At 48.4% G+C, this 16,800-nt stretch carries 12 protein-coding genes and 6 tRNA genes; 14 read left to right on the top strand and 4 right to left on the bottom strand.

The features are described 5' to 3' along the window. Positions 1–52 precede the first annotated feature (52 nt). The 6 genes from SPD80_RS06180 (at position 53) to SPD80_RS06155 (ending at position 5,206) form a co-directional block, all read left to right on the top strand. The gene (locus SPD80_RS06180; RefSeq protein ID WP_320828970.1) at positions 53–1,270 is read left to right on the top strand and encodes a homoserine dehydrogenase; all 1,218 of its coding nucleotides are present in this window, start codon (positions 53–55) and stop codon (positions 1,268–1,270) included. Positions 1,271–1,273: 3 nt separating this feature from the next. Further along, positions 1,274–2,611: an aspartate kinase gene (locus tag SPD80_RS06175; protein ID WP_320828969.1), complete on the top strand. Its 1,338-nt coding sequence runs from the start codon at positions 1,274–1,276 to the stop codon at positions 2,609–2,611. A 10-nt stretch (positions 2,612–2,621) separates the two neighbouring features. After that, positions 2,622–3,635 (top strand): aspartate-semialdehyde dehydrogenase, encoded by a 1,014-nt coding sequence (locus tag SPD80_RS06170; RefSeq protein WP_320828968.1) that lies wholly within the window; start codon positions 2,622–2,624, stop codon positions 3,633–3,635. Positions 3,636–3,771: 136 nt separating this feature from the next. After that, positions 3,772–3,847 (top strand) — tRNA-His (locus SPD80_RS06165). 15 nt (positions 3,848–3,862) lie between these two features. Continuing rightward, a tRNA-Lys gene (locus SPD80_RS06160) sits at positions 3,863–3,938 on the top strand. A gap of 251 nt (positions 3,939–4,189) precedes the next feature. Beyond that, entirely contained in the window at positions 4,190–5,206 is a 1,017-nt protein-coding gene (locus SPD80_RS06155) for a type I phosphomannose isomerase catalytic subunit (protein WP_320828967.1), read from the top strand. An 84-nt stretch (positions 5,207–5,290) separates the two neighbouring features. Here the strand turns inward: SPD80_RS06155 and SPD80_RS06150 are convergent. After that, positions 5,291–5,367, bottom strand: a tRNA-Arg gene (locus SPD80_RS06150). A gap of 155 nt (positions 5,368–5,522) precedes the next feature. On the opposite strand from SPD80_RS06150, the gene SPD80_RS06145 reads away from it, so the two are divergent. From SPD80_RS06145 to ptsP, 3 genes are all read left to right on the top strand, one after another. Then, complete coding sequence (locus SPD80_RS06145; RefSeq protein ID WP_320828965.1) at positions 5,523–6,518, top strand: 1-phosphofructokinase family hexose kinase; 996 nt, start codon at positions 5,523–5,525, stop codon at positions 6,516–6,518. An 8-nt stretch (positions 6,519–6,526) separates the two neighbouring features. Next, positions 6,527–6,784: an HPr family phosphocarrier protein gene (locus SPD80_RS06140; RefSeq protein WP_320606220.1), complete on the top strand. Its 258-nt coding sequence runs from the start codon at positions 6,527–6,529 to the stop codon at positions 6,782–6,784. 107 nt (positions 6,785–6,891) lie between these two features. Continuing rightward, positions 6,892–8,595 carry a phosphoenolpyruvate--protein phosphotransferase gene (ptsP, locus tag SPD80_RS06135; RefSeq protein ID WP_320828964.1) on the top strand — a complete coding sequence of 568 codons (1,704 nt, stop codon included), beginning with the start codon at positions 6,892–6,894 and terminating at the stop codon, positions 8,593–8,595. A 348-nt stretch (positions 8,596–8,943) separates the two neighbouring features. On the opposite strand, the gene SPD80_RS06130 is transcribed toward ptsP, so the two are convergent. Continuing rightward, positions 8,944–9,885 carry a diacylglycerol kinase family protein gene (locus SPD80_RS06130; RefSeq protein WP_320828962.1) on the bottom strand — a complete coding sequence of 314 codons (942 nt, stop codon included), beginning with the start codon at positions 9,883–9,885 and terminating at the stop codon, positions 8,944–8,946. Positions 9,886–10,151: 266 nt separating this feature from the next. Here SPD80_RS06130 and SPD80_RS06125 point away from each other — a divergent pair, with 266 nt between their 5' ends. Together SPD80_RS06125 and SPD80_RS06120 are read left to right on the top strand one after the other, a co-directional pair. Beyond that, positions 10,152–12,197, top strand: coding sequence for a glucose PTS transporter subunit IIA (locus SPD80_RS06125; RefSeq protein WP_320828960.1), 2,046 nt, complete (start codon positions 10,152–10,154; stop codon positions 12,195–12,197). A gap of 108 nt (positions 12,198–12,305) precedes the next feature. Further along, positions 12,306–13,187: a PRD domain-containing protein gene (locus SPD80_RS06120; RefSeq protein WP_320828959.1), complete on the top strand. Its 882-nt coding sequence runs from the start codon at positions 12,306–12,308 to the stop codon at positions 13,185–13,187. Between the two features lie 89 nt (positions 13,188–13,276). Here the strand turns inward: SPD80_RS06120 and SPD80_RS06115 are convergent. Together SPD80_RS06115 and SPD80_RS06110 are read right to left on the bottom strand one after the other, a co-directional pair. After that, positions 13,277–13,352 (bottom strand) — tRNA-Gly (locus SPD80_RS06115). Position 13,353: 1 nt separating this feature from the next. Further along, positions 13,354–13,430: transfer RNA gene (locus tag SPD80_RS06110), tRNA-Pro, on the bottom strand. Between the two features lie 221 nt (positions 13,431–13,651). Between SPD80_RS06110 and gdhA the strand changes: the two genes are divergently transcribed. From gdhA to tig, 3 genes are all read left to right on the top strand, one after another. Continuing rightward, complete coding sequence (gene gdhA / locus SPD80_RS06105; RefSeq protein WP_320828958.1) at positions 13,652–14,983, top strand: NADP-specific glutamate dehydrogenase; 1,332 nt, start codon at positions 13,652–13,654, stop codon at positions 14,981–14,983. Positions 14,984–15,213: 230 nt separating this feature from the next. After that, positions 15,214–15,299: transfer RNA gene (locus tag SPD80_RS06100), tRNA-Leu, on the top strand. A 71-nt stretch (positions 15,300–15,370) separates the two neighbouring features. Continuing rightward, positions 15,371–16,714 carry a trigger factor gene (tig, locus tag SPD80_RS06095; RefSeq protein ID WP_320828957.1) on the top strand — a complete coding sequence of 448 codons (1,344 nt, stop codon included), beginning with the start codon at positions 15,371–15,373 and terminating at the stop codon, positions 16,712–16,714. Positions 16,715–16,800: the final 86 nt, after the last annotated feature.

Here is a 16,800-nt window from a genome sequence, read left to right as displayed (position 1 = left end):
CTTTGTGGGTGTTTGGCTACCAACTGGAAACGTTCAATCGATTGGAACGCGCATGAATATTGCCTTGCTCGGATACGGAACGGTAGGGCGAGGTGTGGACCATATTGTGTCCAGCTCATGTCCCACATTACAGATTACACACATCCTTAAGCGCCCTGGAAAACTTTCTGACCCGCGTGATACGGATGCATTTGATTCCATTCTTGCCGATACAAGCGTGGAGCTCGTGGCGGAATGTATGGGGGGCATAGAACCAGCACGTAGCTATATCTTGGCTGCACTTGAAGCGGGCAAACATGTGGTAACCGCCAACAAGGCGGTTGTGGCTCAAAACTTTGACATATTTGCTCGTACTGCAGCAGAACATGGCGTTGGCTTATACCTAGAAGCAACGACGGGTGGCGGTATGCCCTGGATTGCTGGTTTGCGTAAAATGCGTCGCATAGATGCCATATCATCTTTTAGCGGCATTCTTAATGGCACGTCCAATTATATTTTGGACCGCATGGCGCACTCTCAGGATAGTTTTGCTGAGGCGCTTTGTACTGCACAGGCATTGGGTTATGCAGAGGCAGACCCATCTGCGGATATTGATGGCATTGATGTTGCCAATAAAACCATCATTTCTGCGGCAATTGCTTTTGATGTCTTTTGCACATCTAGTATCCCTACCTTAGGTATTCGTACGCTTACTCGTGCGGATATGGATGCGCTGGCATCGTGTGGCTTTGCTGTTAAGCTCATGGGCCAAGGCGTCGCTACCAATGAGGCATATGCGCTGGCGGTGCAGCCCGTGGTGTTGCCTCTATCTGCGTTGGAGGCTCACGTTCCCAACAATTTTAATAGTGCTACCGCTATAGGCACGTCCATTGGAGAACTTACGTTTTGTGGGCAAGGTGCTGGGAGCTTGCCAACGGGCAACGCTATGGTACAAGACATGTTGGATTGTGCTGCAGGTATGCATCCTGTCTACCGTATTACTACCCATAAAACCTATGACTGCACGTTGCTTACCAGCGATTATGTGGTTCGCACAACGGCTGCTATTCCAGCAGAGTTTATGTCTTTGTCATCTGTGGCCAATGCACTTCCTTCATCATTGGCAACAAACTTTAAACTTGTGCCATCCCTTACGGCACAACAAGCTTCCCAGCTTTTGCAGCAGTTGTGTCTGCAAGATCCACAGAGTTTTGTAGCTGCGTATCCATCCAATAATCCATCTATTAATCCATCCGATGATTCACCCATCGCTCAGCGTGAGGAGATATAGTTCATGCTCAAGGTTGCAAAGTTTGGTGGCACCAGTGTTGCCAATGCCCAACAGTTCAAAAAAGTTGCTTCTATTGTGGCTGCAGACCCAGACCGACGCTATATTGTGGTATCTGCATCGGGTAAGCGTTTTGCCACAGATAACAAGATTACGGATTTATTGCTGCTGGTTAATGCCCACATTGCCTACCACGTAGACTGCACGGCATTGCTGCAAACCATTAAAGAGCGCTATGTGGAATTGGCGCGCGAGCTTAAGCTTACGTATCCCATTGCACAAAAGTTTGACGAGTTTGCCATGCATGTTAAAGATGTATCTGCGGAGTATATTGTTTCTCGCGGGGAGTGGTTTACCGCGCGTCTCATGGCCGAGCTTCTCGATAAGCCCTTTGTGGATGCAACAGATGTTATCCGCTTTCATCATGATGGCAGCCTTAATCAGGACATGACAGCTCGTCTGTTGCAGCAAACGGTTGCCGAGAAGGGCAGTTTTGTGCTGCCCGGGTTTTACGGTGCCACATCTGACGGTAAGATTAAGCTCTTTGAGCGCGGCGGTGGGGATATTACCGGTGCTGTTGTAGCGCGGGCGCTCTCGGCAGATGTGTATGAAAACTGGACTGACGTCTCTGGGTTTTTGGCGGCAGACCCTCGTATTGTGGATAACCCTCGCACCATCCATCGCATTACTTTTGATGAGATGCGCGAGCTTTCTTATATGGGCGCTTCCGTTTTGCAAGAAGAAGCAATTTTTCCTGTTCGAGAGGCAAATATTCCCATTCAAATTAAGGACACTAACAATCCTGATGCCGTGGGTACTATGATTCGCGAGACGGCCGAGGAGCGGGAGCGTGAACACCTTATTACTGGTGTAGCAGGTCGTAAAAACTTTACGGCAGTGCATATCCAAAAGGCGCATATGTCTACTGAGGTAGGTTTTATCCGCCGCGCACTTTCTGTTTTTGAGCGATATAACGTGTCGGTAGAACACGTACCTACGGGCATAGATTCCTTTGGCATTGTGGTTAATGGCGCAGATGTTTCTAATACTATTTATTCCATTGTTGCTGACTTACAAAAGGAACTGAAGCCCGATTCTGTGCAGGTGGTGGACCATCTTGCACTTATCAGCATCGTTGGTCGTAATATGAGCCGTCGCGCGGGCACTTCAGGACGTATCTTTGGCGTATTGGGTGAAGCAGGTGTAAATATTCGCATGATTACACAGTCTTCTCAGGAGATTTCTATTATCTTAGGCGTTACCAATGAAGACTTTAATACGGCAATCCGCGTTATTTACGAGCGCTTTGTAAAGAGCGAGATGGTGTGTGCTACCAGCGAGTAAGGGAGATAGCATGGCTGGTAAAGTTGTAGCAATTTTGGGTGCCACGGGTGTAGTGGGCATGCAAATGATGCAGTGTCTAGAGGAGCGCAAGTTTCCGGTTTCACGTTTGGTGCCGCTTGCGTCAGAGCGTTCTGTGGGTAAAACAGTTCGATTTTGTGATACAGATTACCCAGTTCAGCTGGCAACTCCGCAGGCTTTTGCTGGTGTGGATATTGTTCTTGGTGCCGCTGGGGATACGCAAGCAGCTGAGTTGCTACCACAGGCCGCGCAGCAAGGTGCTGTGTGCATAGACAACAGCCATGCGTTTAGGCTTTGCGATGACGTCCCGTTGGTTATTCCAGAAATCAACAAGCAAGATATTGCATGCCATCCGCGTAACCTTATTGCCAATCCCAACTGCGCAACCATTATTGGGTTGGTGCCAACATGGCCGCTTCATCAGGCAGCGGGCATCAAGCGCATGATTGTCTCTACCTATCAGGCTGCATCTGGCGCGGGAATGCCTGGTCTTAACGAGCTGGTCCGCGAACATCGGGCACTTAACGCTGGTCAAGATGTTGGCGCAACAGATCCTTTTGCCTATCAGCTGGCCTATAACCTTATTCCGCAAATAGGTGGTTTTACGGAGGAGAACTACACGTCCGAAGAGCTCAAGATGCAGCATGAAGGGCGCAAAATTATGCACCTGCCTCAGTTTTGCGTGAGTTGCACCTGTGTGCGCGTCCCAGTTATGCGCTCGCATTCAGAATCCATTACGATTGACTTTGAGAAAGATATTTCTCCAGAAGAGGCGCGTGCAATCCTTTCTGAGGCGCCTGGCGTGAAGGTTGTCGATAAACCCGATGAACTTGTGTATCCCATGCCTTTGGATGCCTCTGACCAGGATTTGATTCTTGTTGGCCGCATCCGTCGGGACCTTTCAAGCCCTCGGCCTGAGCGTTCTTTAACATTTTGGTGCTGTGGTGATCAAATTCGTAAGGGTGCTGCGACTAATGCAGTGCAGATCGCAGAGTGTCTTTTGTAAGCGGGTTGTATAGGCGGGTTGTATAAGCAGGTTAAAGTTCTGTTCAAAATGTGATTGCAAAAAAGTTCAGATTTACACTTGCATCCCCTGTGTTTTTTGCAATAATAATACACGCGCCATTTGAGGTGGGCAAATGGTGGGTGTAGCTCAGTTGGCAGAGCGACGGACTGTGGCTCCGTAGGTCGAGGGTTCGAGACCCTTCACCCACCCCATTCATAAGTGAATATGGATCGTTAGCTCAGCTGGTAGAGCAGGGGACTCTTAATCCCAAGGTCCAGGGTTCGAACCCCTGACGATCCACCATTTGAATTCTAACTCAGAGCCTTTTGGAGGCCCTGAGTTTTTTGTTAGTTCGATAGCTTGGCGACGCTTTTGCGCGGCAATTGCTGGTTGTTTTTGCGTTGCGTCGTATCATTATTAAAATTAATAATGATACGACGCATGGGAATCAAAGACCTTAATACACGTTTGTGCTCATGCAAGGTATAAGGAATCTATAAGGAATCAAAACACCACCGCATGTTTTGTCTTGGCGTGACAGGAGATTAGTACTTATGGCAGATACGGCACATGCAGCGCCCGCAGCACATACGACGCACCGCACACCAGAGCTCATTTTTTTGGAACCTGTTTTCCACCAAAAAATTTGGGGTGGTCGCATGCTTGAGTCTGACTTTGGCTACCAGATTCCTGATGGCCCTATAGGTGAGTGTTGGGCGATTTCTGCTCATCCCGCGGGTGATTGCAAAGTGGCGAAGGGCAGCTATGCGGGCATGTACTTGTCTGAGTTATGGACGCAACACCGTGAGTTGTTTGGCAATCTGAGCGGCGAGCAATTCCCCTTACTTGTTAAAATCCTTGCCGCAGATGATGACCTGTCTATTCAGGTGCACCCAGATGACGTCTATGCTGCTGAGCATGAGGACGGTTCATTGGGTAAGTGCGAGTGCTGGTACGTTCTTCATGCTGAGCCTGGTGCCACTATCGTAATTGGTCAAAATGCTCACTCGCGCGAGGAGTTTGCTCGCGCGGTAGACGCGGGCAACTGGGACGAGCTTCTCAACATCATCCCCGTTAAAACCGGTGATTTTTTCCAGATTGATCCTGGTTGCGTGCATGCAATCCGTGGCGGCACGCTTATTTTGGAGACCCAGCAGTCTTCAGACGTGACGTACCGCGTGTATGATTATGACCGTCGTCAAGCAGATGGTAGCCTGCGCGAGCTGCATTTGCAGCAGTCGCTGGACGTTATTGACTACAATCAGCAGCCGCCCACCAACGGCACTATTACCGCTGTCGAGAAAAACGGCGTAACTCGTTTGATCGCTTGTGACCGCTATACGGTAGAGCGGGTGCGTGTAGCTGCTACCACGGACGCTGCCACGCCTACACAGCTTACTGCCCACTGGCCCTTTTTGTGCGTAAGCGTTATTGAGGGCTCGGGCACCGTTAATGGGCAGGTCCTTGCAAGGGGAGACCATTTTATTGTTCCTGCTGGTATTGACGTGCTGAGCTTTGTGAGCACCACAGAATCCATGGAGCTTATTTGCTCGTATCCGCCCGCGGACTAGATGAGACCCATAGCCACGGCACAGGCTCATAACGTAAACCAAAACGTAAAGCCAGAGCATGAAGCCCTGGCTTTGCTTGTGTGCTGGTGCGCCCGGGGGGATTCGAACCCCCAGCCAGCGGATTAGAAGTCCGATACTCTATCCAATTGAGCTACGGGCGCATGCAAAGGGATTTTATCACGCCTGAGCGATTTGTGCCTGCTAAAGATACGTTTTTGCAATTTGTGCGCATGTATCGATACTTTTACGTGTAAAAAAGGCTCCTAATGCGTCATACTTGTATACAGTCTTGAGAAAATCTTCGGGAGGGTTCGTCTTGATTTATACCGTTACTCTCAATCCTGCAATCGATTATGTAATGCATCCGCTTACGCTCGATATGGGCTTCACTAACCGGTCTTCCAATGAGGAAATGTATTGTGGCGGTAATGGTATTAATATCGCAGGCATCCTAAATGAGCTCGGAGTAGCCAATATTGCAATGGGTATTTGCGGTGGCTTTACGGGGGACTATCTGATTGAGTCGCTCCAGTCTCAGGGCATTTCCTGTAACTTTGTTCGCCTAGACAAGGGCAATACCCGTATTAACGTTAAGCTCAACGGCATTGTTATGTCTATTGTTAACGGTATGGGCCCTAAGATTCCTCATCGCAAGCTGGAAGAGCTGCTCCAGCGCATGGAAATGATTCAGTCGGGGGACACCGTGGTGCTTACCGGCTCCATTCCCAAGAGCTTGCCAGACACTACCTATGACATGATTATGAATCACCTAGCTGGTCGCGGTATTCGCTTTGTTGTAGATGCTCCTGGTACGCTTTTGCTGCGCGCCCTCAGCGCCAAGCCCTTTTTGATTAAGCCCAACAATCATGAGGTTGGTCGCTTATTTAATGAGAAGCCAGAGACTCCAGAGGAGTGCCTGCCTTTTGCACGCATTTTGCATGATCGTGGTGCCGCAAACGTCATTGTTTCTTGCGGCAAGTACGGTTCTGCTTTGCTGGATGAGTACGGTAATGAGCATATTACCTTGGTTCCTCCTTGCAAGTTGGTTAACGCTACGGGTGCCGGAGACTCTATGGTTGCTGGCTTCTTGGCCAAGTTGGATGAAGGCGCAGATTATGACACGGCGCTTAACTTTGCGTCGAGCTGCGGTTCTGCTACCGCATCGTCCAAATATCTTGCAAATCGTGAAACTATCGAGAAACTCTACGCATCTTTAGGTGGAGTTCTTGAAGAGCATAAAGAAGAGATTGATGCTGCTCTTGACCGTGTGCACAAGGCAGAGCGTCGTCTAGATACATTGATGGATTCATAAGGAGCGTTATGGTTTCTCAGACAGTTACTCTTACCAATCCCAACGGTTTGCATATTGGTCCGGCAACAACATTTTCTGATGCGCTGTATGATTTTCCTTGCAAAATTGAGGTAATTTCTCAGGGCAAGCACGCGGATGCCAAGCGTCCTCTTGCTTTATTGGGTATTGGTATCCCTACTGGTTCCGAGATTACAATTGTATGCGACGGCGAGCGTGAAGACGAAGCCTTAGCAACTGCCCTTGATCTTATCAACAAGCTGAATTAATAGTTTTTTGAATATAGCTCATAAATAATCATATTATTATGGATATAAAGTAAGGAATACGCTTACTTATGGCTATTCGTGTGGCTACACACAGTTTGGGAGGTTTCATGTTCCAGGGAGTTAATGCATCCGATGGCATTGGAATTGGCGTGGCGCAGGTTGCGGTAGAGCCCGACCTGACGTTTACTCCGCACGCACCTGAAGATACAACTGCCGAGAAGGCACGTTATGCTGCGGCTATTGCTAAGTTTGTTGAGCAGACCAACGCTCAGATTGAGCGTATGTCCAAGACAGTGGGCGATGATGCAGCAGCTATTATGGGTGCTCACATTGAGTTTGCTGAGGACGATGGCATCAAGATGATGGTCAATGGCTCCATTGAGTCTGGCATGTGTGCTGAGCAGGCTGTTTACGATGCTTATGAGTCTTACTACGTTATGTTTTCTCAGATGGAAGACGAGTTGTTCCGCGAGCGTGCAGCAGACGTTGCAGACGTAAGGACAGGTCTTTTGGCAGATCTTTTGGGCAAGCAGGTCGTAGATTTATCCACGCTGCCCGAGAACTCCATTGTCGTGGTGCATGAGCTTACGCCTTCCATGACGGCAGATATTGACAAGGACAACGTAGCTGGCATTGTTACCGAGACGGGCGGTCGCACTTCTCATTCTGCAATTATTGCCCGCGCCCTAGAGATTCCTGCAGTTTTGTCCGTTGCAGACGTTACCACCGCTATCAAGAACGGCGACACCGTGGTGGTGGACGGCACCAATGGAGCTGTTATTGCCAATCCTAATGATGCCGAGCTTTCCCAGTATCGCAATGAGGCCAAAAAGTACGCCGAAGAAAAGGCTGCGCTTGAAGCCTATCGTGGCAAAGAGACACTTACCGCAGATGGTGAGAAGGTCCTGTTAGTTGCCAACATTGGTAATCCTGATGATGCCAATGTGGCTGCTGAGCATGATACTGAGGGCATTGGTCTGTTTCGCTCTGAGTTTTTGTTTATGGATGCCTCTGAGCTTCCTTCCGAGGACGAGCAGTTTGCTGCCTATCAGAAGGTTGCGTTGCGCATGAAGGGTATGCCCATCATCATCCGTACGCTTGATGTTGGTGGCGACAAGGAGATTCCTTACCTTAATTTGCAAAAGGAAGAAAATCCCTTCATGGGCTTCCGTGCTGTGCGCTATTGCTTGAACAATCCTGATCAGTATAAGGTTCAGCTTCGCGCGTTGTTGCGTGCTTCTGCTTTTGGCGACATCAAGATTATGCTGCCTTTGGTAACTACCATTGATGAGGTTCGTGAGGCTAAGGCACTGGTAGAGGAGTGCAAGAACGAGCTTCGTGCTGCTGGTATCCAGTTTAACGAGAACATCGAAGTGGGTACTATGATTGAGACTCCCGCAGCTTCTCTTATTGCAGATGACTTAGCTGCAGAGTGCGATTTCTTCTCTATTGGTACGAATGACTTAATTGGTTACACCATGTGTGCAGATCGCGGCAATGATCGTGTTGCCTATTTGTACCAGGTATATCAGCCTGCTGTTTTGCGTTCCCTTAAGAACCTTATTGCCGAGGGTAACAAAGCTGGCATCATGGTTGGCATGTGCGGAGAAGCTGCGGCAGACCCCCTGCTCATTCCTGTGCTGCTGTCCTTTGGCTTAAATGAGTTCTCTGTTTCTGCTCCTTCCATCTTGCGCACTCGTAAGACCATCTCTAAGTGGAGCAAAGCAGAGGCAGATGAGCTTACCAATACGGTAATGGGGCTTAAGACCGCTGCAGAGGTGCGCGCTGCTCTTAAGGAAGCTGCTCGATAAAAGCTGCTTAGGAGCTGCTGCTCTGAGTTTGGAGTCATTACTGCTGGTTTGCTTGTTCTCATAGCAAATAAACTAAAGCGTCCACCTTTTGGTGGGCGCTTTTTTGACGTTGTCCTATAACCCTATAACTCACTTTTGGTGGTGTAACGTAGCTCGTTTGGTAAGTTCTGAGCACGTCGTATCATTATTAATTTTAATAATGATACGACGCATCCAAAAGACACTAAAATCCAGGGCTATAGGACAAAATCCAAGCGATACAAAAAAGCGCCAACTGGCATTGGCGCTTACATAAATACAATTGTGGTGAACGCACAATTACGTTGCTGCAAAAACTTTGCTACAACCCTACCAACTGCATGATGGGGAAGTAATTACCTGCAACTCGTCAGGGAGCAACTCAACATCAAAGATGCGACCATCAAGTTCTTCTCCGTCTGCCTGTACTGGCACATCCTCATCAAACTCAATATGGAGTTTCTTGGCGCGCATGGTGTTAATCACGCGCGAAGTAGTGTGTAAACCAGCACGCATCATGCCAAGGAGCCTCAAAATGGTGGGTATCGTTGGAACGCGTACGTTATAGCACACGTCAAAGAGACCATCATTGGGAATGGCGGCGGGGCAAATTTTGAATCCAGCGCCGTAGGTTGGACCAATGTTTATCGCAAAGATTATCTCCTGCAAATCCAAGGCGGTGGTATCGTCCACTGTGGCAAGAATATGCCAACCCTTTTGGGCCTTGCTTAAGAGTTTAATGCTGGAGGTCACAAACAAGGCGGTGCCTTCTTGTGTGTCACCTTGGCTACGGCGTGCAGTGGTGTCATGCGCAATAGCAGCATCAATGCCAAAGGACAGTGTTTGCATGAAGTACTCGTTATTAACCTTACCGAGGTCAATCTTGCGCACGGGGCCTTGCATAATTTGCCCTAAGGCAGCCTCAGGTGCATTGCGCGCCAGACCTAAGGTACGAGCATAGTCATTGCCCGTACCCATAGGAATAATGCCCAAGACAGGACGTTTCTGGGTGGGGATGTCCATAAGACCATTAACAATCTCATGAATAACGCCGTCACCGCCCAAAGCAATAACGGTTTGATACTTGCTGGCAGCAGCAGCCATTATGCGAGCATCACCCATGGCGGTTGTACGCTGGATAGTGTAACCCTCGGTAGCGGACTCAAAGCTGTTTAAAAAACGCTCAACAAAGTCGGTGGCGGCAGCACCTTTACCACTATGAGAGGCAGGATTAGCAATAACAAGTGTGCGTCCTAGCCTAGGTATTGGCATAACGTTTCCTCCGGTACTTTTTGATTCAAATTCGGTGGTTCAAATACGTCCGCCACTATCTTAACGGTTATAGACCAAAATTAAGCCAAAAAGATATTGCATTATTTGAACGCGATGTTTAAGATACAGTTAATCTAATTGAAGGATTGTTACCCGGTTTGGGGCAAGACCTGAAGGATGCCATAAGGCGTCTTTCGGGTCTTTTTTTGTTTAACCCAAACAACGAGCAAGCCAAGCTGGGTGCAAGAAACAAGAAAGGAGTTCAAATGGCTGCTGATAAGTCTCAGACACCGCAAGCTATTTTGGACGCTGTAGGTGGAGCTGACAACATTGTTAGCTTTACCTGCTGTGCAACTCGTCTTCGTTTTGAGCTTAAAGACGCTTCTAACGTAGACGCTGCCGCTATCGAACAGCTCCCTGGTGTGTTGGGCACTGTTCCTCAAAGCGGTAATCGTTTTCAGGTAATCATTGGTGGCGCTGTGCAAACTATGTACAACCAGATTTCTAATCTCCCCGAGATGAAAAAGATGGGCGGCAAGTCTAACGCAGATGTCAAGAGTGAGTATCGCGCAAAGACGCAGGGTAAGAGCGCGTTTATCGATTCCTTCTTTGAGTATTTGTCCGATTCATTCCGCCCCATTTTGGGCGTATTGCTGGGCGCATCGCTTATTATTGCCTTTGCTGCAATGATGGAGGCATTGGGTGTTCAGGCATTCAATAACGTGGACTCCAAGCCTGGTGGCTGGGTCTTTATTGATGCTATGTGGCGTGCTGTTTTGTACTTCTTGCCCGTTATGATTGCTTATAACGCTTCCAAGAAGCTGGAGATTGATCCTTGGTTAGGCGCTACGATTATGTTGGCGGTTATGACCCCTAACTTTGTAAGCCTGAGCTCCAACTATGACACCACCTCTGTAACCAACGCTACGCTGGGCACTACCTCATATGTAGCAAACATTTTTGGTTTGCCCATGCAGCTTAATGATTACGGTGGACAGGTTTTTGTTCCCTTGATTATGGTTGCTGTTTTGGCTTTGGTATATCGTGGTCTTAAAAAGATTTTCCCCGAGAATGTTCAGATGGTATTTGTTCCGTTTTTCTCGATGATTGTCATGATTCCTCTGACCGCTTTTATTATTGGACCCATTTCTATTTGGCTTGGTTCTGGTATTGGCGCTGGTCTTGCATGGCTTAATACCACGGCACCCTTTGTCTTTGCAATTGTTATTCCTTTGATTTATCCCTTCCTTGTTCCGCTGGGTCTGCACTGGCCTTTGAATGCATTGATGCTCGTTAACATCAATACCTTGGGTTACGATTTTATTCAAGGTCCTATGGGCGCATGGAACTTTGCCTGCTTTGGCGCTACCGCTGGTGTTTTGTTCATTGCTATGAAGGATCGCGATTCTGCAATGCGTCAGACTGCAACTGGTGCTTTGGCAGCTGGTCTTTTGGGTGGTATTTCTGAGCCCTCACTGTATGGTATTCACCTTCGCTACAAGCGCATTTATCCTCGCATGCTCGTAGGCTGCGCAGTTGGTGGTATTGTCATTGGTCTGTTGGGTCTTTCTTCTAACGGTGTCCACACCTCTGCTTTTGCATTTACTTCTCTGCTTACCATTCCTGCATTTACTCCTATGAGTACCTATGCAATTGCTTTGGCAGCAGCATTCTTTACGTCCATGATTTTGGTCATTGTGTCCGACTACCGTACGCCTGAGCAGCGCGCTGAGTTCTATGCTGCTCGCGATGAAGCTGAAGCTGCCGCAGCCGCTGTTTCCACTCCTGCTGTCGAGAAACCCCATCAGGTTGCAGCCGCTGCAGCTACCACGTCTGCTTCTGCGGTAACTAAGGGTAGTACCTGCAACGTTATTGCTGCCGTTCCCGGCAAGGTTGTTGCTCTTGATGCTGTTAACGATAAGGTCTTCGCTTCTCGAGCATTGGGTGAAGGTGTAGGCATTGTCCCTCAGTCTGGTACCATTGTGGCCCCTGTAGCTGGTACGGTTTCGGTCGTGCAAAAAGCTGGTCATGCTTTTGGTATTAATACGGCAGATGGCTTGGAGCTCTTGGTTCATGTGGGTATTGACACAGTGGAGCTCGAAGGCAAGGGTTTTGAGCCTAAGGTGTCGGTAGGCCAGAAGGTTGCTGCGGGAGATACGTTGGTAGTTGCAGATTTGGATGCCATTGCATCTGCTGGGTATGACACCACTACGTTAGTTGTTGTTACTAACACCCAGGACTTCTCATCAGTAAAACCATTGACTGATTTTGATGCTACAGCTACCTCTCCAATTATTGAGGTAACCAAGTAACTCGCTATAACGGTGCAAGCCTGCTACCCATTTGTGTGGCAGGCTTGTGCTTTATAGAATGAGTGCTCTGGGCTACGATAGAAACAGGCAAATCTGGCGGAGAAGGTCATGAAGCTACTACGAGTCTTTAACAACAATGTTATCCTTGCGCGCAACGCAGATGGTCAGGAAGTTATCCTTACTGGCCGCGGCTTGGGCTTTCAGAAGAAGCCTGGTGATACAGTTAATGAGGCTATGGTTGCTCAGACTTTTGTATCTACTAACGGTCGTGATGTTGATCATATGGCACAGCTCATTTCTGGTATTCCGCTAGAAATACTACATATTGTAGAAAAGGCTAGTGCTCAAGCTGGCATTACATCAGTTAACAAGAATAACCCTGCGCTTATTATTGCGCTTGCAGACCATGTTTCTATGGCCATTGAACGGGCTAAACATAACGATGCATTCTCTTATCCGCTTACTGCAGAGGTGCAGCACTTATATCCAACAGAATATTGTCAGGGTGTGCTGTTGGTGCAAGCAATCAATGAGCTTCTGGCGCACGACGCGGCTTTGGTGGCAGTAACGCTGCCACAGCAAGAAGCCGTGGCATTTACCTTGCATTTGGTCAATGCTAGCTTTGCCCAGGGCAACCTTTCTAATACCTATAAGATGACTGGCATTATTCAGCAGATTCTTGATGTATTAGCTCAGCACTATAATATGGATTTTGATGCCTCTTCCATTAACGTGGCGCGTTTTATTACGCATTTGCGCTACTTGTTTGTGCGCATTAGTCAAAACAAACAGCTTTCGGGTACCAAAATGGATGCCATAGCAGCAGAAATCAATGACGCGTTTCCTGATGCTGCCAAAATTGCGGGCATTTTAAGTGCCATTGTTGCTTTGCGCACCGACGCAACGCTTACCGATAATGAGCTGGCCTATTTAACCTTACATATTGCACGCTTGGTTCAGGATAACGAAGCAAAAGCTCAAGCCCAATAAACCCAAGCTCAATAAAATCTCTCGCATAAAAAATCCCTCGACAAGCGAGGGATTGCACACTCAGATATACATCTAAATGAAAGGGCATATGGAGCGGCAGACGGGACTCGAACCCGCAACAGTCAGCTTGGAAGGCTGATGCTCTACCAATTGAACTACTGCCGCGTGGTCGGGGTGACTGGATTCGAACCAGCGACCCTCTGCTCCCAAAGCAGATGCGCTACCAAGCTGCGCCACACCCCGATTCGCTTTGGTAAGTATAGCAAGCTTTGTATGTAATTCAAGCCGCATGCTTGTAAAGTTCTTAATATGTACGAAAACTTTCTTTTGCGTATACAGTTTGTTACGAGCTTATAGGGGATACCTGACCGGCACACATAAAACCGCTATGCTTTTCTTGTTCGTATGTTTGAGCATACTTGTTTTAGTCATAGCCCGTAACGGTCATAAATAAGGGAGATGCCATGTCTTATTCTTCTGAGGTAATTGCCCAGCTCAAAGAGAGGTATGCAGATCAGCCAGAGTTTATCCAGGCAGCAGAAGAGGTGCTGGTGAGCTTGCAGCCTGTGCTGGATGTACATCCCGAGTATCAGAGTCAAGCGCTGTTGGAGCGTTTGGTAGAGCCCGAGCGTGTCATTATGTTTAGGGTTCCTTGGGTGGATGATAAAGGGCAGGTACAGGTTAATCGTGGGTATCGTATTGAGTTTAACTCTGCCATTGGACCTTACAAGGGCGGCTTGCGCTTGCATCCTAGTGTTAACCTATCCATCCTTAAGTTCCTTGGGTTTGAGCAGATTTTTAAGAATAGCCTGACTACGCTTCCTATGGGTGGAGGCAAAGGCGGCTCGGACTTTGACCCTAAAGGTAAGTCTGACCGCGAGGTTATGGCATTTTGTCAGAGCTTTATGACAGAGCTCTATCGCCATATTGGTCCTAACACGGATGTTCCTGCTGGTGATATTGGTACTGGCGCACGTGAGATTGGCTATCTTTTTGGCCAGTATAAGCGCTTGCGTAACGAGTGGTCTGGTGTGCTTACGGGCAAAAGCTTAAGTTATGGTGGTTCTTTAGCTCGTACCGAGGCAACCGGGTATGGTGCGGTGTACTTCCTTACCCATATGCTGGCCGAGAAGGGCGAAGAGCTGGCGGGCAAGACCGTATGCATTTCTGGTGCTGGTAACGTTGCAATTTATGCTGCCCAAAAGGCTCAGCAACTGGGTGCCAAGGTAGTAACCGTGTCTGATTCCTCGGGCTACGTATATGACCCTGATGGTATTGATGTTGCAACGCTTAAGGATGTAAAGGAAGTCCGTCGTGCACGCCTGACTGAGTACGTGGCTGCTCGTCCGGGTGCGATATACCATGAAGGACAGCGTCCTTGGGGTCAGAAGTGCGATGTAGCAATGCCATGCGCCACGCAAAACGAGCTTGCTCTTGAGGATGCTCAGATGCTTGTGGCACAGGGTTGTCGGTATGTGGTTGAGGGTGCTAACATGCCCACCACGCTGGAGGCAACACAGTATTTGCAGGATAATGGCGTCTTTTTTGCACCGGGTAAAGCAGCAAATGCTGGTGGCGTAGCAGTTTCTGGTTTGGAAATGAGCCAAAATGCAGAGCATCTGTCTTGGACGTTTGAAGAGGTAGACCAACGCTTGCAGTCCATCATGGCATCTATTTATACCGCTGCGTCGAGCGCTGCAAAAGACTATGGTCATGAAGGTAATTTAGTATTTGGTGCTAATATTGCTGGCTTCTTTAAGGTGGCAGAAGCCATGATGGCTCAGGGCGTGTGCTAAAAACCACAGCCAAACAAAAAAGATGATCTTCTCGGCAGTTCTTGGCAGTTCTCGAGAAAATCTGTTCAAAAATATGGTGTAATAAAGGCCGCTTCGTACAAAGAATAGGTAGGAAGCGGCCTTTGGTGTGCAAAAAGTGATGTGGACATAACGTTCGCGTGTTTTGACCGTGAACTAAGTGGGTAGACACTTGTTTGTCTGGTATCATGTCAAGGCTGTATGCATTAGTTGCGGGCGTGGTGGAACTGGTAGACACGCTAGATTTAGGTTCTAGTGGGTAACCCCCGTGAAGGTTCGAGTCCTTTCGCCCGCACCAGCATACATACTTAATCAGATGCAAGCGGTTGCAGCTGTAACCGCGTAGGTTCAAGACACACTGGAGGAACGTTGAAGATCACCGTCACCGCACAGGAGCCCCAGGACAATAAGGTTGCTGCACAGCTTACCGTTGCCGCTGAGGATGTAAACAAGGCAGTTGCCAAGGCATACAAAGATATTGCTAACAAGTATAACTTCCAAGGCTTCCGCAAAGGTAAGACCCCACGTCCTGTTATTGATGGCATTGTAGGCAAGGACGGCGTTCTTGGCCAGGCCACCAATGATCTTCTTGGTCAGGCAGAGCCTCTCATGCTTGAGGAGCTGGACATTACTCCCGTAGGTGAGGTGAGCTACGGTGATGAGCCAGTATTGGTTGTAGAAGGTTCTGATTATGTAGTGGACACAACCATTCCTGTACGTCCTGTTGCAGAGCTTGATTCTTATGATGCTCCTGAGATTACCATGCCTCCTGCAGAGGTAACTGAAGCAGAGATTGATGAGCAAATTGATGTTCTTTTGTCCTATCGCACCTCATATGAGGATGTAGAAGAGGACCGCGCCGCCGCTGCAGATGACATTATTAATGTCAACATAGAGAACGTAGAGAATGCAGAGCGTTTTGCTGGCGAGAACCGCATGCTTGCTTTGGATGGCAAGGGTCTTCCTGAGGCTTTTGATGAGGGCATCAAGGGCATGAAGAAGGGCGAGACCAAGGAGATTTCTTGGACTGAGTCTCACGGTGAGGGTGAGGACGCTCATGAGCACAAGTTTGCCGTTAAGGTAACCCTCAACGCCATCAAGGTTGCTGTTACTCCTGAGCTTACGGATGAGCTTGCCGAGAAGGGCTTTGGTTTCAAAACCGTAGCCGAGCTTCGTGATGGCCTTAAGTCTGAAATTGAGTCTGATAAGAAGAATACGCTTCCCACCCTTAAGGAGAACCGTGTTCTGGTACAGATGGCTCAGCACCTTCAGCTTGAAGAAGTACCTTCTGAGTATGTAAATCAGGTATTTAACGAGATTACCCAGAACTTCCTGTCTCAGCTGCAATCCCAGGGCATGTCTTTGGATGGTTGGCTACAAATGCAGGGTGTTTCTGCACAGGACTTTATTGCTGACCTTCGCAAGCAAGCAGATGAGAACGCTCGTCAGAGCCTAACGCTTGAGGCTATTGCCCGTAAGATGGGCTTTGAGGCTACTGCAGAGGATATTCAAAAGGAGTTTGAGGAGTCTGGTGCTCAAAACCCTGCAGAACTTATCGAGAACTGGCGTGAGAATGGCCAGCTTCCTGCAATTCGCGCAGCTATTAAGCGTAATAAGGCCCTTGACTGGTTGGTAGATAACGCTCAGGTAACCGAGGTAGATGAGGTTGCTGAGCGTCGTGCTGCCAAGAAGGACAAGAAGTCCAACAAGTAACTCAAGACTGGTACCTACGCAGGAGGGGCTGTGCTATATATGCACGGCCCCTCTGTCAAAAAAATGGTCGTTATAGTCTTTATCAG

This window comes from Atopobium sp., assembly GCF_034113385.1.
Lineage (GTDB): Bacteria > Actinomycetota > Coriobacteriia > Coriobacteriales > Atopobiaceae > Atopobium.
Note: the sequence above shows the minus strand (reverse complement) of the source record. Positions and strands in the feature narration are given on the sequence as shown.

Excerpts from the sequence above, each read along its gene's own strand:
- SPD80_RS06180 (WP_320828970.1), top strand. The coding sequence starts at position 53 with ATGAATATTGCCTTGCTCGGATACGGAACGGTAGGGCGAGGTGTGGAC.
- SPD80_RS06175 (WP_320828969.1), top strand. The coding sequence starts at position 1,274 with ATGCTCAAGGTTGCAAAGTTTGGTGGCACCAGTGTTGCCAATGCCCAA.
- SPD80_RS06170 (WP_320828968.1), top strand. The coding sequence starts at position 2,622 with ATGGCTGGTAAAGTTGTAGCAATTTTGGGTGCCACGGGTGTAGTGGGC.
- SPD80_RS06155 (WP_320828967.1), top strand. The coding sequence starts at position 4,190 with ATGGCAGATACGGCACATGCAGCGCCCGCAGCACATACGACGCACCGC.
- SPD80_RS06140 (WP_320606220.1), top strand. The coding sequence starts at position 6,527 with ATGGTTTCTCAGACAGTTACTCTTACCAATCCCAACGGTTTGCATATT.
- ptsP (WP_320828964.1), top strand. The coding sequence starts at position 6,892 with ATGTTCCAGGGAGTTAATGCATCCGATGGCATTGGAATTGGCGTGGCG.
- SPD80_RS06130 (WP_320828962.1), bottom strand. The coding sequence starts at position 9,885 with ATGCCAATACCTAGGCTAGGACGCACACTTGTTATTGCTAATCCTGCC.
- SPD80_RS06125 (WP_320828960.1), top strand. The coding sequence starts at position 10,152 with ATGGCTGCTGATAAGTCTCAGACACCGCAAGCTATTTTGGACGCTGTA.
- SPD80_RS06120 (WP_320828959.1), top strand. The coding sequence starts at position 12,306 with ATGAAGCTACTACGAGTCTTTAACAACAATGTTATCCTTGCGCGCAAC.
- gdhA (WP_320828958.1), top strand. The coding sequence starts at position 13,652 with ATGTCTTATTCTTCTGAGGTAATTGCCCAGCTCAAAGAGAGGTATGCA.